The 13,560-nt window shown below is 70.9% G+C and carries 13 protein-coding genes; 8 read left to right on the top strand and 5 right to left on the bottom strand.

Annotated elements, in window-relative coordinates; genetic code table 11:
• Nucleotides 1–112: 112 nt before the first annotated feature.
• Nucleotides 113–709 carry a hypothetical protein gene (locus AB0N66_RS29560; RefSeq protein ID WP_365440677.1) on the bottom strand — a complete coding sequence of 199 codons (597 nt, stop codon included), beginning with the start codon at nt 707–709 and terminating at the stop codon, nt 113–115.
• Nucleotides 710–765: 56 nt separating this feature from the next.
• Nucleotides 766–1,431 (bottom strand): bifunctional DNA primase/polymerase, encoded by a 666-nt coding sequence (locus tag AB0N66_RS29565; RefSeq protein ID WP_365440679.1) that lies wholly within the window; start codon nt 1,429–1,431, stop codon nt 766–768.
• A gap of 481 nt (nt 1,432–1,912) precedes the next feature.
• On the opposite strand from AB0N66_RS29565, the gene AB0N66_RS29570 reads away from it, so the two are divergent.
• The 4 genes from AB0N66_RS29570 to AB0N66_RS29585 all read left to right on the top strand — a co-directional run bounded on the left by AB0N66_RS29570 (nt 1,913) and on the right by AB0N66_RS29585 (nt 7,865).
• Complete coding sequence (locus AB0N66_RS29570; protein WP_365440681.1) at nt 1,913–3,433, top strand: PP2C family protein-serine/threonine phosphatase; 1,521 nt, start codon at nt 1,913–1,915, stop codon at nt 3,431–3,433.
• 114 nt (nt 3,434–3,547) lie between these two features.
• Nucleotides 3,548–5,008: an aminopeptidase P family protein gene (locus AB0N66_RS29575; RefSeq protein ID WP_365440683.1), complete on the top strand. Its 1,461-nt coding sequence runs from the start codon at nt 3,548–3,550 to the stop codon at nt 5,006–5,008.
• Between the two features lie 124 nt (nt 5,009–5,132).
• Nucleotides 5,133–6,503: a PLP-dependent aminotransferase family protein gene (locus AB0N66_RS29580; protein ID WP_365440685.1), complete on the top strand. Its 1,371-nt coding sequence runs from the start codon at nt 5,133–5,135 to the stop codon at nt 6,501–6,503.
• 114 nt (nt 6,504–6,617) lie between these two features.
• The gene (locus tag AB0N66_RS29585; protein WP_365440687.1) at nt 6,618–7,865 is read left to right on the top strand and encodes an MFS transporter; all 1,248 of its coding nucleotides are present in this window, start codon (nt 6,618–6,620) and stop codon (nt 7,863–7,865) included.
• Here the strand turns inward: AB0N66_RS29585 and AB0N66_RS29590 are convergent.
• The 3 genes from AB0N66_RS29590 to AB0N66_RS29600 all read right to left on the bottom strand — a co-directional run bounded on the left by AB0N66_RS29590 (nt 7,840) and on the right by AB0N66_RS29600 (nt 10,209).
• Nucleotides 7,840–8,679 carry a triphosphoribosyl-dephospho-CoA synthase gene (locus AB0N66_RS29590; RefSeq protein WP_365440689.1) on the bottom strand — a complete coding sequence of 280 codons (840 nt, stop codon included), beginning with the start codon at nt 8,677–8,679 and terminating at the stop codon, nt 7,840–7,842. The two genes, AB0N66_RS29585 and AB0N66_RS29590, sit on opposite strands and share 26 nt — an antisense overlap.
• 9 nt (nt 8,680–8,688) lie before the next feature.
• Entirely contained in the window at nt 8,689–9,651 is a 963-nt protein-coding gene (locus AB0N66_RS29595; RefSeq protein WP_365440691.1) for an intradiol ring-cleavage dioxygenase, read from the bottom strand.
• Nucleotides 9,652–9,744: 93 nt separating this feature from the next.
• Nucleotides 9,745–10,209 (bottom strand): ATP-binding protein, encoded by a 465-nt coding sequence (locus AB0N66_RS29600; protein ID WP_365440693.1) that lies wholly within the window; start codon nt 10,207–10,209, stop codon nt 9,745–9,747.
• Nucleotides 10,210–10,516: 307 nt separating this feature from the next.
• Between AB0N66_RS29600 and AB0N66_RS29605 the strand changes: the two genes are divergently transcribed.
• The 4 genes from AB0N66_RS29605 to AB0N66_RS29620 all read left to right on the top strand — a co-directional run bounded on the left by AB0N66_RS29605 (nt 10,517) and on the right by AB0N66_RS29620 (nt 13,550).
• Nucleotides 10,517–11,398 (top strand): hypothetical protein, encoded by an 882-nt coding sequence (locus AB0N66_RS29605; protein WP_365440695.1) that lies wholly within the window; start codon nt 10,517–10,519, stop codon nt 11,396–11,398.
• 178 nt (nt 11,399–11,576) lie between these two features.
• Entirely contained in the window at nt 11,577–12,329 is a 753-nt protein-coding gene (locus tag AB0N66_RS29610) for a YcnI family protein (RefSeq protein ID WP_365440697.1), read from the top strand.
• Between the two features lie 106 nt (nt 12,330–12,435).
• Entirely contained in the window at nt 12,436–13,089 is a 654-nt protein-coding gene (locus AB0N66_RS29615) for an SCO family protein (RefSeq protein WP_365440699.1), read from the top strand.
• Nucleotides 13,086–13,550: a copper chaperone PCu(A)C gene (locus AB0N66_RS29620; RefSeq protein WP_365440701.1), complete on the top strand. Its 465-nt coding sequence runs from the start codon at nt 13,086–13,088 to the stop codon at nt 13,548–13,550. The genes AB0N66_RS29615 and AB0N66_RS29620 overlap by 4 nt, the downstream gene beginning before the upstream one ends.
• The last annotated feature ends 10 nt before the right edge of the window (nt 13,551–13,560 follow it).

Here is a 13,560-nt window from a genome sequence, read left to right on the forward strand (position 1 = left end):
TCGAGTAGCCCGGTTGCTGGTGCATCCCCCGTCGCCAGCAACCGGGTCTTTTCATGTGCGGAATCCCGTACGGCGCCAACCGCCCTGCTACGGCGCCGAGTTGCTCCCGAACCTACGGGGCCGAGTCGCTCCCCGAACGCAGCAGCAGCGGCCCGTCCTCGCCGCCCCTCGCGAACTCCGCGACCGCCGCGTACGCCGCCACATCCCCCGTCGTACGCCCCCGCGGGGTCTCACACGCCCCCGGGTCGTCCTCGGCGCCCACCGTGCAGCGCATCAGCACCGTGCGGCCGCCAGGCTCCATGAGGCTCAGTACGGAACTCAGCTCGCCGCCGGTCGCGTTGCGGTAGTAGGTGCGCGCCCAGGTCTCCTCACCCTGCGTCAGAACACAGGTCTGCGCCTCGATGCCGTCGGCCGAGGTGAGTTCGGGGCCGCAGCGGGCGGCGGTGGCGAGACCGAGGCCGAGCAGCCGGGGCGACCGCGCGGGGTCGGGAGCCGACCCCTTGTCGCTGCCACTGCTGCTTCCACTGCCGCCGTCACCGTCGTGTGCGGAACTTTCGGAGTGCCCGGAGGGCTCGGAGGGTGCGGAGGGCTCGGACGCACGTGCATCCGCAGGACCCTCGTCGCCGACAGGTCCTGCGGATGCCACGGCCAACGGAAGAGCGACCGTGACCGCCACTACGCCCGCGAGTGCGAGCAGGCGAAGGTTCATACAGGGGAAGATAACGACCGTGGGCGGGCGCCCGGTTCGCCGCGCGCCCGACACCCCTACAACTCGGGCGCGCTCACACCCGTACGAGTGAGGGCCTCCACCACCGCGTCCACCACGGCCTCCACATCAGGTACCCAGGGCGCGGCCGAGCCGGGCAGTGGCGCACGCTCCCAGCGGATCTGGCCCTGACCGGTCTCCGACGGAGGCAGTGCGATGTAGCCGCCCTCTCCATGGAAGCGGAGGGAGCCGGGGACGAAGTCCTTGGCGTACAGCAGCTCGCCGAGCTGCTCCAGGGAGTACGGCGCGACGAGGATCGCCCATCGCGTGGGGGCCGCGACGACCGGGCCCAGGCGCATGCCCTGGCGGTCGAGCGCGGCGAGCGCACGGGCCGCCGCAGGAGCGGGCAGGCTCACCGCGCAGGGGGCCCTCTCACCGGTGGCCAGCACGATCGGTGCCGTCGGCCGGTTGGTCCACCACCAGCGCACCATGCGCTCGTCGGTGGTGGCCGCGAGGAGGCCGGGGTCGAAGGGATGGGCGCCGGGCACCGTGCATTCCGGGTCAGGGCATCCGCAGCGGGCACGCCCCTGCGGGTCGGCCGCCACACCCGGGAGTACGGGCCACTGCCATTCGGTCGCGAAGGTCAGGGCCGACTTGAGCATCTCAGTCCTCCCGTTGTTTCGCCTGGACAGGAGCCTGCGTCGCCTTCCGAGGATCTCGCGCATGAGCGCTCGTTCCTTTCCGTTGCACGCCTGGCAACACTGTGGACCATTCACATCATGTGTCGATCACTTCACTGTGCGTACCTGCTGGCGCATCACACCCTTGCTGGAGGCAAGGGGAACCCATCTGGGCCGAGCGTCGGGCTGCGTCCGCGTCCGTACTGCTGTGCCTGAATCATGGGCATGGCGTGGGGTGGCGGCGCCTGGCGTTTTGCCGTCCCGTGTATTTCTAGCCGCCTCCGCCACGGGAGGATGGGGCACGGTCGTCGGTGGTTAAGACGCCCGGGTCCGTTGCCAGGTTCCGGGCGATACGCAATCGCCCCTGGCCTTCACCGAGTACGTACCCATCACGACCGCTGTGACGCTCCGTCGAACTAGGCCAGTCGACCTCAATAAGCCGTTACCCGAGTCAGTTTTAAGCCAACTTTACATTTCCGCAAGGGTTACCGCCGGTCTCACGGACACCAGGAATCCCGGCAGGACAATGCTGGACATCCCCTCACGAGTGCGTGTACATGTGGAGACACTGCTTGCGGCGCAGAACGACATGGGGGTTTGCGATGCTATTGAGCAATACGCACCGGTCGGAAAGCCGGATGACATGACTGCCCCTCACCTTCCGAAAGTGGCCGGAATCGATTCCACGGTTCCGTCGCCCGCACACACTGTCGCACCGAGGTCCGCCACCACGGTCACCCCTTCGGCCACCTCTTCCACCGGCCCCGGAGCCGATCTCCAAGATCGTCTCGCCGGATTGGTCTCCGATCTCACCACTCTCCACGAACTCACCGAGCGCCTGGCACGCACCGCGACACTGAGCGACGCACTCGAGGAACTGCTGCGCGCCGGAGCCGCCCTCGTGGGCGCCCGGCGCGGTCTCGTCGTCATGGAACCGGGCGACGGACTCGGCCCGGACACCACGATCGGACTGGGCCTCGCGCGAGCCGATCTCGGCCACATCGAGACGATCCCGCGCAGCTGTACGGCGTACGGGAAACTCCTCGACACGGCGGCCGGACTGCCGGGTGGCGAGGCGGAGATCACACAGCCCGACCTGTTCTCCGAGGACGGCCTCGACCCCCGCCACCGCGAGGTGGCCGCACAGCTCGGCTACGCGGCGAGCTACGCACTGCCCCTGTCCACGGACGCCGCGGGCCGCCTGGGCGCCGCCGTATGGCTCTACGACGAGCCCGCCGAACCGGTCGAGCGCCAGCGTCACCTCATCGGCCGCTACGCCCGGCACGCGACCGAACACCTGGCACGACTGCTGGAACTGGAGCGCACGCGCGCGTGCCTCACGACGATGTCCGAGGAGCTGCTCCCCTCCCGGCTGCCCCGGGTCTCCGGCGTCCAGCTCGCCGCCCGGCACCGCACCGGTCCGCGCGGCGGCGGCGACTGGTACGACGCGCTGCCGCTGCCCGACGCCGCGCTCGGCCTCGCGGTCGGCTCCGTCACCGGGTCCGGGCCCAGCGCGGTCGCCGCGATGGGCCGCCTGAGGGCGTCCCTGCGGGCGTACGCGGTCATGGAGGGCGAGGACCCCGTCGCCGTCCTGTCCGACCTCGAACTGCTGATGCGGCTGACCGAGCCCGCCCGCTCCGCCACCGCCCTCTTCGCCTTCTGCGAGCCCGCCCAGCGCAAGATCACGCTCGCCGGCGCCGGACACAGCCCGCCCCTGGTGATCGGCCCGCGGCGCACGGAGTTCGTGGAGACCTCCCTGTCGGCGCCCCTGGGCATGCTCGCCTGCTGGGAGGCACCGAGCGTCGAACTGAGCGCCGAGCCCGGCGAGACGGTCCTCCTGTACACGGACGGCCTGCTGCACCGCACCGGCGACCCCATGGACCGCGCCTTCGCCCGGCTGCACGCGGCCGCGGCGAGCGTCCCCAGGACACTGCGCGACGACCCGGGCGCACTCGCCGATCACGTCCTACGGAGTGTGCTGCCGGACGGGCTGGACGAGGCGGACTCCGAGGAGGACGTCGTACTTCTGGCGGCGCGCTTCGAGTGAGCCGTAAGTAACGCGCTTCGAGTGAGCCCTACGTAACAGGTCTTCCGGCTCTGGACCCCCTTCAGTACGACCGTACGATGGTGGGGGTCCAGAGTCGTATCAAGGAGGCAGACCGTGGCGGACGAGCTCAACCCGGAGACCCCGGACGAGACTCCCGAAGAGCCGATCAAGCAGCGCAAGAACGGCCTGTACCCGGGCGTGTCCGACGAGCTGGCCGAGAGCATGAAGGCCGGCTGGGCCGACACGGAACTGCACGGCCTGGAGCCGATCGCGCAGGCCGAGCACACCGCCGCCCGCCGTGCCGCGCTCTCCGCGCGCTTCCCGGGCGAGCGTCTGGTCATCCCCGCGGGCAACCTGAAGACCCGCTCGAACGACACCGACTACCCCTTCCGCGCCTCGGTCGAGTACGCGTACCTGACCGGCAACCTGACCGAGGACGGCGTCCTGGTCCTGGAGCCGACCAGCGACGGCCACAAGGCCACGATCTACCTGCTGCCGCGCTCCGACCGCGAGAACGGCGAGTTCTGGCTCAGCGGCCAGGGCGAGCTGTGGGTCGGCCGCCGCCACTCCCTGACGGAGGCCGGGCAGCTGTACGGCATCCCCGCCTCGGACGTCCGCGAACTCGCCGACACGCTGCGCGAGGCCACCGGTCCGGTCCGGGTCGTACGCGGCTACGACGCCGGCATCGAAGCGGCGCTCACCGACAAGGTGACCGCCGAGCGCGACAATGAGCTGCGGGTCTTCCTGTCGGAGGCCCGGCTGGTCAAGGACGAGTTCGAGGCCGGCGAGCTGCAGAAGGCCGTCGACTCGACCGTGCGCGGCTTCGAGGACGTCGTGAAGGTCCTCGACAAGGCCGAGGCGACCAGCGAGCGCTACATCGAGGGCACCTTCTTCCTGCGCGCGCGGGTCGAGGGCAACGACATCGGGTACGGCTCGATCTGCGCCGCAGGACCACACGCGTGCACCCTGCACTGGGTGCGCAACGACGGTCCCGTGCGATCCGGGGACCTGCTGCTGCTCGACGCGGGCGTCGAGACACACACGCTCTACACCGCCGACGTCACGCGCACACTGCCCGTCAACGGCACGTACACGGAGATCCAGAAGAAGATCTACGACGCCGTGTACGAGGCCCAGGAGGCCGGTATCGCGGCTGTGCAGCCGGGCGCCAAGTACCGCGACTTCCACGACGCCGCGCAGCGCGTGCTGGCCGAGAAGATCGTCGAGTGGGGGCTCGTCGAGGGCCCGGTCGAGCGCGTCCTGGAGCTGGGCCTGCAGCGCCGCTGGACCCTGCACGGCACCGGCCACATGCTCGGCATGGACGTCCACGACTGCGCGGCCGCGCGGACCGAGACGTATGTGCAGGGCACGCTGGAGCCCGGCATGTGCCTGACCGTCGAGCCCGGCCTGTACTTCCAGGCGGACGATCTGACGGTGCCGGAGGAGTACCGCGGTATCGGCGTGCGGATCGAGGACGACATCCTGGTGACCGAGAACGGCAACCGGAACCTGTCGGCCGCCCTGCCGCGGCGCTCCGACGAGGTCGAGGCGTGGATGGCCGCCCTGAAGAGCTGAAACACTGCTCTTCAAGAGCTGATACGAGATTGATGGCCGGGTACCTGTTGCGGTGCCCGGCCATTCGCGTGCCTGTACGTGGGCCTGTTCGTGTGCCTTTTCGTGTACCTAGGGGGCGGCTTTAGTGGACGACTTCTGGTCCGGCGTCGGTGTGGACCTGCATCTGGAGCCCGACGCGACCGCGGGACGCAGAACGGGGCTCGAACGGGCCCTGCGCGACGCCGTGCGCGACGGGCGGCTCACGCCGGGTACCCGGCTGCCCGCGACCCGACGGCTCGCGGTCGAGCTGGGCGTGTCCAGAGGCACGGCGAAGGCGGCGTACGACCAGCTGGTCGCCGAGGGCTACCTGACCTCACGCCAGGGATCGGGCACGGCGGTCGCGTCGCTGCCCTCGGCCGACGCGGCGGCGCCGAACACGCCCACGCGCACGCGTGCCCCCCTTTTCGACCTGCGCCCCGGCAGCCCGGACGTCGGTACGTTCCCGGCGGCGGCCTGGCTGAGGGCGCTGCGGCGGGCGATCGCGACGGCGCCCTCCTTGGCGTACGACTACGGGGATCCGCGCGGTCGCATCGAACTGCGGACGGCGCTGTCGGAGTACCTGGGCCGGGCCCGGGGCGTGCTCGCGCCGCCCGAGCGGATCGTGATCACTTCCGGGTACGTGCAGGGGCTCGCGCTCCTCGCGCGCGTGCTGGACGGCGGGACGTTCGCCATGGAGGACCCCGGGCTGCCGTTCCACCGGGACGTGGTGCGGCGGGGCGGCGGGCGGGTGGTGCCGCTGCCGGTCGACGAACATGGAGCCTGTGCCGGTGAGTTGACCGACGCGGACGCCGTGGTCGTCACACCCGCCCATCAGTACCCGACCGGCGTGACACTGCACCCCGAGCGGCGGCGGGCGCTCACCGACTGGGCACGCGCGCGTGGCGGACTGATCATCGAGGACGACTACGACGGGGAGTTCCGCTACGACCGGCAGCCGGTCGGCGCCCTCCAGGGGATGGCACCGGGGCAGGTCGCCTACCTGGGTACCGCCTCCAAGACGCTAGGGCCCGCGCTGCGGCTCGGCTGGATGGTGCTGCCGCCCCACCTCGTCGACGAGGTGGCCGACGTCAAGCTGCACAGCGACCATCACACCGAGTCCATCGGGCAGCTGGCCCTCGCCGAGATGATCAACAGTCACGCGTACGACCGGCACGTACGCGCGTGCCGTCTGCGGTACCGGCGGCGCAGGGACCAGCTGGTCGACCGCCTGGGGGTGCGGCGGAGCGTACGGGGGATCGCGGCGGGGCTGCACGCGCTGGTGGAAGTGGCCGACGAGACCGAGGCGTTGGCGCGGGCGGCGGAGGAGGGGCTGGCGGTCGGACACCTCGGTGAGCACTGGCACGCGCCGGACGGCGACCACCGCGCGCAGGGTCTGGTCGTCGGGTACGGGACACCGCGGGAGCGGGCCTATCCGGAAGCGCTGGAGGCGCTGGGGCGGGTGCTGGAGACCAGCTGAGGCGGGTGCTGGAGACCAGCTGACGGGCCTCTCCGGGTGCGCTCGAATTGGGCCATGAATCGGTGCTCGGATTGGGCCTGTAATGGGGTCCACTGTGCTTCTAGTGTCGTCCTCATGACGAACTCCCTCGTCCCGCCCGCGGGTCCGCAGCGTGTCCTGGCCCTGGCCCAGTTGGCCAACTCCGTCGGAGACGGCGCCTACTACGTGACATCGGCGCTGTACTTCACCCACGTCGTCGGTCTCGCCCCCGGGCGGGTGGGCCTCGGGCTGACCGTCGCATGGGCGGTCGGCTCGCTGGTGGGCGTGCCGCTGGGACGGCTGGCCGACCGGCGCGGGCCGCGCGGCACGGCGGTGCTGCTGGCGCTGGCGACCGCGGCGGCGGTGGCGTCCTTCCTCGTCGTACGCGGCTTCCTCCCGTTCGTCCTGGCGGCGTGCGCGTACGCGTCCGCGCAGTCGGGGCTCGCGGCGGCCCGGCAGGCGCTGCTGGCGGGGCTGATCCCGGCCGCGGAGCGGACCGGGCTGCTCGCGCATCTTCAGTCGACGCTCAACGCCGGTCTGGCGGTGGGCGCGGGCATCGGCGGACTCGCGCTGAACGCCGGGACGCGGACCGCGTACCTCGGGGTGTTCGCGCTGGACGCGGTGACGTTCCTGCTCTGCGCGACCCTGCTGCTGCGACTGCCGGCCGTGTCACCCGCCGCCGTGCACCGCGGTCACGGCCTCGGCGTTCTGCGCGACCGCCCCTACGTACTGGTCACGTTCCTCAACACCGTGCTGCTGCTGCGGATGCCGCTGCTCAGCCTCGGCATCCCGCTGTGGATCACGGAACGGACCGAGGCGCCCGCCTGGCTGGTCTCCGCGCTGTTCGTGCTCAACACGGGTGCGGTGATGGTCTTCCAGGTACGGATGGCCCGCGGTGTCACGGGCCTCGCGTCCGCCACGCGCGCGATACGCCGCTCCGGGCTCGTCATGCTGGCGTCCTGCGCGGTCTTCGCCCTGTCGTCCGGTGTCTCGGCGTGGGTCGCGGTGAGTGCGCTGGTGGCCGGCGCGGCATTGCAGGTCCTCGCCGAGATGCAGCAGTCCGCGGGTTCCTGGCAGCTGGCCTTCGGCCTCGCTCCGTCCGACCGCATGGGCGAGTACCAGGGCTTCTTCGGCACCGGTGTCACGGTGGCCCGCACCATGGGCCCCCTCGTCCTGACCGCGCTGCTGGTGGGCTGGGGGACGCCGGGATGGCTGCTCCTGGGAGCCGTGATGCTGGCGGCCTCGTACGCGATGGGACCGGCGACGCGGTGGGCGAGCGCCACCGCCACCACCATCGCCGGTCCTTCGAAGGAGCCCGTCAGGCAGCCCGTGCCGGTGAACTGACCACCACCGGCAGCGAGTCCACGAACAGGGCCCCCGCGAGCAGCCCTCCGCTGCCACGGGGGCTCCACGCGCGCGCGTGGAGGTCGTCGTCGAGGGCGGACAGGGCCTCGCGGCCCGCCTCCGTGGACGTACCACCCGCTTCGAGGACTCCGCGCGCGCCCGCCTGGACATGGCGCAGGCCCTGCGGGCCCGCCGTGTGGAGCAACTCGGTGTCCTGGAGGGTGGAGATGACCGTGAGGAGGGCGTCGAGCCGGGCGTTCGACTCGGACGCGCCGGCCGCACGGGCGGCGGCGAGCGCGTCCAACGCACGGCGTACGTGCGGGAATCCCGCCCGCGCCTCGCCGCGCGCCCCGGGGGCGCCGTACTTCGCCGAGACGGACGATCCCCGGGAGGGCCGCCGCGGCGCCCGCCGGTCCTGGTGCGCCGCGATCCGCTTGGCGGCCGCGGTGACGTCGCTCCCGGTGGCCCGGGGTTCCAGGGCCGCCGCGGCGACCAGGAACCCGAGGGCCCACGTGGCGCCGCGGTGTCCGCCGCCCGCGAGGGCCACCGAGTGCTCGGTGGACCGGCCGATCGCACCCAGTTCCGCGCGGAGTTCGGGCGTGGGCCCACCGCTGCGGCGAGCGGCGGCAGCCATGGCCGCGAGGCCGGGCGCCAGCGCCTTGGCCGACCAGCGCAGGGCGCGGTGGTCCTGGCGGGTGACTCGGGCGTCTAGATCACGCGGGTCGGGCAGTCCGGGCTTGGGAGTCAGCTCCAGCTGCCAGGTCAGCGCGTCCACCGCGGCCCGCGCCAGCGTCTCGTCCTCGCCGCTCCTCATGGGCGTACCTTACGAGGACGCCGAGGCGGACGGGGAGGCACTGTCACTCGGGGCATCGCTCGGCGGCGTACCGGTCGGCGCGTCGCCCGGGGTACCGCTCGGGGGCGTACCACCGCCGCCGCTGCCCGCGCCGGTGCTCTCGGCGTCGGGGTCGATGCCCAGGACGATGGACCCCTTGTAGCCCTTGGACGGGTCCTTCTTGTGCACCGCCTTCAGGGTCAGCAGACCACCGGCCGCGCCGTTGTCCTCGTACACCATGTCGTCGGCGAGCTCGGTGTAGCTGCCGGAGTGCTGGGAGTACGGCTCCAGGGCGAAGATCTCCGCGGCGACGTCGTCGTCGAAGAACAGCTGGCCGGTGAAGTTCACCGTGCCGCCCTCATAGGTGCCGTCCTCCTTCTCGCCGCCGGTGTGCACCTTGACGTGGATGTGGCAGGTACGCGGCGTGTACCAGCCGGGGAAGATCGTCTCGAACTTGACGACCCCGTTGGCATTGGCGACCTGGTAACCGCGCAGGTACGTCTTGTCGTTGGCGGTCGAGCCGTCCTCGCTCTCGGCGGGGGCGGACCCGCCGGGGTTGGCGGTGGTGTAGCCGGAGTAGTAGCCCCAGGCGTCGCAGTGCCAGATCTCCACGGCGGCGCCCGCGACCGGGGCGCAGGAGTCGGTGGTGTCCTGAACGGTGATGCGCAGCGTCAGCGGGACGCCGCTCTTGCCCTCGGTGATGTCCTTCCGCACCAGGGCGCCGTCCAGGTAGTACGGCCCCTCCGTGACGCTCGACATCAGCACGCACTGGCCGCTGCCGGTGGAGCTCGCCGAGGCCGAGGCCGACGTCTCGGCGTCCGCGGTGGCCGTCGTCTCGTCGGCGAACGCCGCCCGGTATCCCGCGACCGCGATTCCGCCGGCCGCTGCCGTCCCTCCGGTCACCGCGATCGCGCGCCGCCGGGTGATCGTCTTCTCTTTGTGGCTTCCCGTCATGCTGGGAAAATTAGGGGCGTTACCCGTCAAGGACATGGGGTAGCGCTGTCAGTTGACTATGGGCTCACTGCACCGCCATTGCCCATTGGCTCACTAAACCGCCATCAAAGGCGCGTCCTTCTTCCACTTGAGGATCTTGTCGAAGCTGACCACCGCGCCGCCCCGGCCCGGCTTGTTGCCGATCTGGACGTGGTCCGCGAGTTCCTGGATGAGACACAGCCCCCGGCCGTGCTCGGCGTCGCTGCGGGCCGGAACCGGACGGAGCGGGGTGCGGGTGACACTGCCGGACGGGAAACCCGGGCCGGAGTCGGCGACTTCGATGCGACACGTCTCACCGTCGAGGTAGGCGGTCACCCGATAGGCCTCGGAGGAGCCGCCCCGTGCGGTGTCGCCGCCGTGCTCGACGGCGTTGGCGCAGGCCTCGCTCAGCGCGATGGAGAGGTCGAAGGAGACATCCGGGTCGACGCCCGCGGTCTCCATCGTGCCGAGCAGCAGGCGTCTGGCGAGCGGGACGCTCGCAGCTTCACGCCGCAAATGGAGTGACCACCAGATGCTCATGCTCCAGCCTCCCGGCCGCGGCTCGACATACCGTTACGTATTGCCGCAACCACACGTGCGCAACCGCCCACTTGACGTGATGCCGCCCATACGGCGGATGCGCGGGTGACAGGAATCGGTGTATGTGCAGGCGGCGGGGACCCCTCGGAACACACGGCCGGCACGAATGACACCGACCTTTCCACGTAGGGATCCAAATAGGGATCCAAGTAGAGACGGTCGCCCTGATCACCGTTCTCCGGACCAATCGTCATCTTGTGGACCTGCCGTAGGGAACGGGTAAGCCCAGTGCGATGATGAGCCCGCCATGACTGCCCCCCACAAGCGCACGGCGCGCTCCGGATGCGATCTCCGGATGCTCCGGGCCGCGGTGTTCGCCGCGGTCTGCGTCGTGCTGGCCGCGGCCGGTCATGTGCTCGCCTCCTCCGCCACGGTCCCCCCGTGGACGCTGGCCGCCGGTTTCCTCGCGGTCTTCGCCGTCGCCGCGCCGCTGGCGGGACACGAGCGTTCACTTCCGGGCATCGCGGCGGTCCTCGCGACCGGCCAGACCGTGCTGCACACGCTGTTCGGGCTCGGCCAGCACGGCGGTACGACGATGGGGTCGGCCATGGCGTCGACCACCGGGGCGGGCGCTGGGTCAGGTACCGGGTCAGGAATGACGTCGGGCATGGCGTCGGGCATGGTCATGGCCGACGCCTCGGCCGTCGAGCGCGCCGCGCGCCTGTTGTGCGGCGCGACCGCGGCGGCGATCAGCCCCGCACAGGCCCAACAGGTCCTCGCCGACGCCCGGCTCGACACGGGCATGACGCAGTCCATGTACCACCCCACGGACGCCATGTCGGCCGCCGGTTCCTCGATGTCCGTGCTGCCCTCCCTGCCGATGCTGCTCGGCCACGTCCTCGCGGCCGTCGCCACCGGATGGGTGCTGCGCCGCGGCGACATGGCCCTGCTGCGTCTCATCCGACTGTCGGCGCACGGGGTCACAGAGGGGGCTCTCGTACGTTCCCTGCGCGCCGCGCTCGCATTCGTACGCGCCCTGCGCACGGGACTTCCGGGTACGCCCGGCGCGGCACCGCGCACTCCGCGCCCCGCACGGCCCTCGCCGCCGAAACCCCGTACCACCGCACTTCAGCACACCGTCGTCCGGCGCGGACCGCCGTCCTCCACCGCGCTCGTCCTCACCGCCTGACGCGACGCACCACTCCACCGAGGGGCTGCCGTCGTGCGGCACACGCGCGTGCCCGCGTTCTCGACGCCCCCAGGGGCGCCCCATGGGCTCTTTCCGCACGCGCATCGCGCACCACGCGCGCCCCAGCTCACCGGATCCCATCCGACCTCGTCGGACTCACAGTGGAGTGCTTCCTGTCATGAAGGTTTCCCGTATCGCCGCCGCCGGTGCCGTCGCCGCCTCGGCCGTCCTCGTCCTGTCCGGCCCCGCCTTCGCGCACGTCAGCGTGCAGCCCGAGGGCGAAGCCGCCAAGGGCGGATACGCCACGGTCAACTTCAAGGTCCCCAACGAACGCGACGACGCCTCGACCACCAAGCTCGAGGTGAACTTCCCGACCGACCACCCGCTCGCCTCCGTCATGCCGGAGCCGATCGCCGGCTGGACCGCCAAGGTCACCAAGTCCAAGCTGGACAAGCCGGTCGAACTGCACGGCGAGTCGATCTCCGAGGCCGTCACCAAGGTCACCTGGACCGCCACCGGCAAGGGCATCGAGTCGGGCTTCTTCCAGAAGTTCCCGCTCTCCATCGGCGCGCTCCCCGAGGACGCCGACGAACTCGTCTTCAAGGCGATCCAGACGTACTCCGACAAGGAGGTCGTCCGCTGGATCGAGGAGCAGAAGGAAGGCGCCGAGGAGCCCGCGAACCCGGCTCCGGTGCTCGCGCTCAGCGCGGCGAGCGAGGAGGGCCACCACGGGGCCTCCACCGACACCGCCAGCCCCTCGGTCGAAGCCTCCGGCGCCTCCGCGGAGCACGCGGAGACCACCGAGGTCGCCGCGACTTCCACCGACAGCAGTGACACCACCGCGCGCGTGCTCGGCGTCGTGGGCATCGTCGTCGGCGCGGCGGGCGTGGCGTACGGCGTGCTGGCCGGCCGTCGGCGCACCAGCGCCTGAGGCTCATCGCACTCTCGGGTGCGCGCCGGAGGTCTGCGACATCGCCGTACAGGCCGTCGTACGACCCCGGTGCGCACCGGGCTCCTCACATCTGGGACATTTTTGTATGCGCAAGAAGACGTATGCCGCGGCCGCCCTGTTCGCCGCCGCCGCTCTCACCCTCTCCGCCTGCGGTAGCGGCGACGACAGCAACAAGCCGGTCGCCGACGTGTCCGTCGAGGCCGACTCGGGCAAGGCCGCGACCGTACTCGACCAGCCGTTCGAGAAGCCTGACCTCGTACTCACCGACAGCGAGGGCAAGAAGTACGACCTCCGCGCGGAGACCAAGGGCGACCCGACGCTGATCTACTTCGGTTACACCCACTGCCCCGACGTCTGCCCGCTGACGATGAACAACCTCGCCGTCGCCAAGAAGGCGCTGCCCAAGGCCGAGCAGGACAAGCTCCGCGTCGTGTTCGTCACCACCGACCCCGACCGCGACACCCCCGCCGCACTCCGCGAGTGGCTCAAGGGCATCGACTCCGACTTCATCGGCCTGACCGGCGACTTCGCCACCATCCAGGCCGGCGCCCGCACCCTCGGCATCTCCATCGAGCCGACCACCAAGGACAAGAACGGCAAGCTCGTCTCCGTACACGGCACCCAGGTCATCGCGTTCTCGCCGAAGACCGACGGGGGCTATGTGCTGTACGGCGAGGACGCCACCGTCGACGACTACATCAAGGATCTCCCCAAGCTCATCAAGGGACAGAACCCGTGAGGCATCGTCGGACGGGAGCCGCCGCGCTGACCATCGCGACCCTGGCACTCGCCGGGTGCGGCGCGGACAGCTCCGCCAACACCTCGGCCAAGCCCGAACTCAAGGTCACCGGCGCCTACATGCCCGCCCCGAGCATGGACTCCATGGCCGCCGGCTTCTTCATCGTCACCAACTCCGGCAGCGCCGACACCCTGACCTCGGTCACCAGCGACCTCTCGGACGACATCACACTGCACTCCACCAAGGACGGCACGATGGAGGAGGAGAAGTCCTTCACCGTGCCCGCCGACGGCACCCTCGACTTCGCCAGCGGCGGCAACCACCTCATGTTCGAAAAGCTCACCCACCGGCCGAAGCAGGGCGAGAAGGTGTCGGTGGCGCTGCACTTCGCCAAGTCCGGCACGGTGAAGATCTCCATGCCGGTGCAGTCCGCGACGTACAACCCGAAGACCGGACACTGAGGGAGAGATC

This window comes from Streptomyces sp. NPDC093544 (assembly GCF_040683495.1).
GTDB lineage: Bacteria > Actinomycetota > Actinomycetes > Streptomycetales > Streptomycetaceae > Streptomyces.

Coding starts and splice junctions, on each gene's coding strand:
- AB0N66_RS29560 (WP_365440677.1), bottom strand. CDS start 709: ATGAACCTTCGCCTGCTCGCACTCGCGGGCGTAGTGGCGGTCACGGTC.
- AB0N66_RS29565 (WP_365440679.1), bottom strand. CDS start 1,431: ATGCGCGAGATCCTCGGAAGGCGACGCAGGCTCCTGTCCAGGCGAAAC.
- AB0N66_RS29570 (WP_365440681.1), top strand. CDS start 1,913: ATGCTGGACATCCCCTCACGAGTGCGTGTACATGTGGAGACACTGCTT.
- AB0N66_RS29585 (WP_365440687.1), top strand. CDS start 6,618: ATGACGAACTCCCTCGTCCCGCCCGCGGGTCCGCAGCGTGTCCTGGCC.
- AB0N66_RS29590 (WP_365440689.1), bottom strand. CDS start 8,679: ATGAGGAGCGGCGAGGACGAGACGCTGGCGCGGGCCGCGGTGGACGCG.
- AB0N66_RS29595 (WP_365440691.1), bottom strand. CDS start 9,651: ATGACGGGAAGCCACAAAGAGAAGACGATCACCCGGCGGCGCGCGATC.
- AB0N66_RS29600 (WP_365440693.1), bottom strand. CDS start 10,209: ATGAGCATCTGGTGGTCACTCCATTTGCGGCGTGAAGCTGCGAGCGTC.
- AB0N66_RS29605 (WP_365440695.1), top strand. CDS start 10,517: ATGACTGCCCCCCACAAGCGCACGGCGCGCTCCGGATGCGATCTCCGG.
- AB0N66_RS29610 (WP_365440697.1), top strand. CDS start 11,577: ATGAAGGTTTCCCGTATCGCCGCCGCCGGTGCCGTCGCCGCCTCGGCC.
- AB0N66_RS29615 (WP_365440699.1), top strand. CDS start 12,436: ATGCGCAAGAAGACGTATGCCGCGGCCGCCCTGTTCGCCGCCGCCGCT.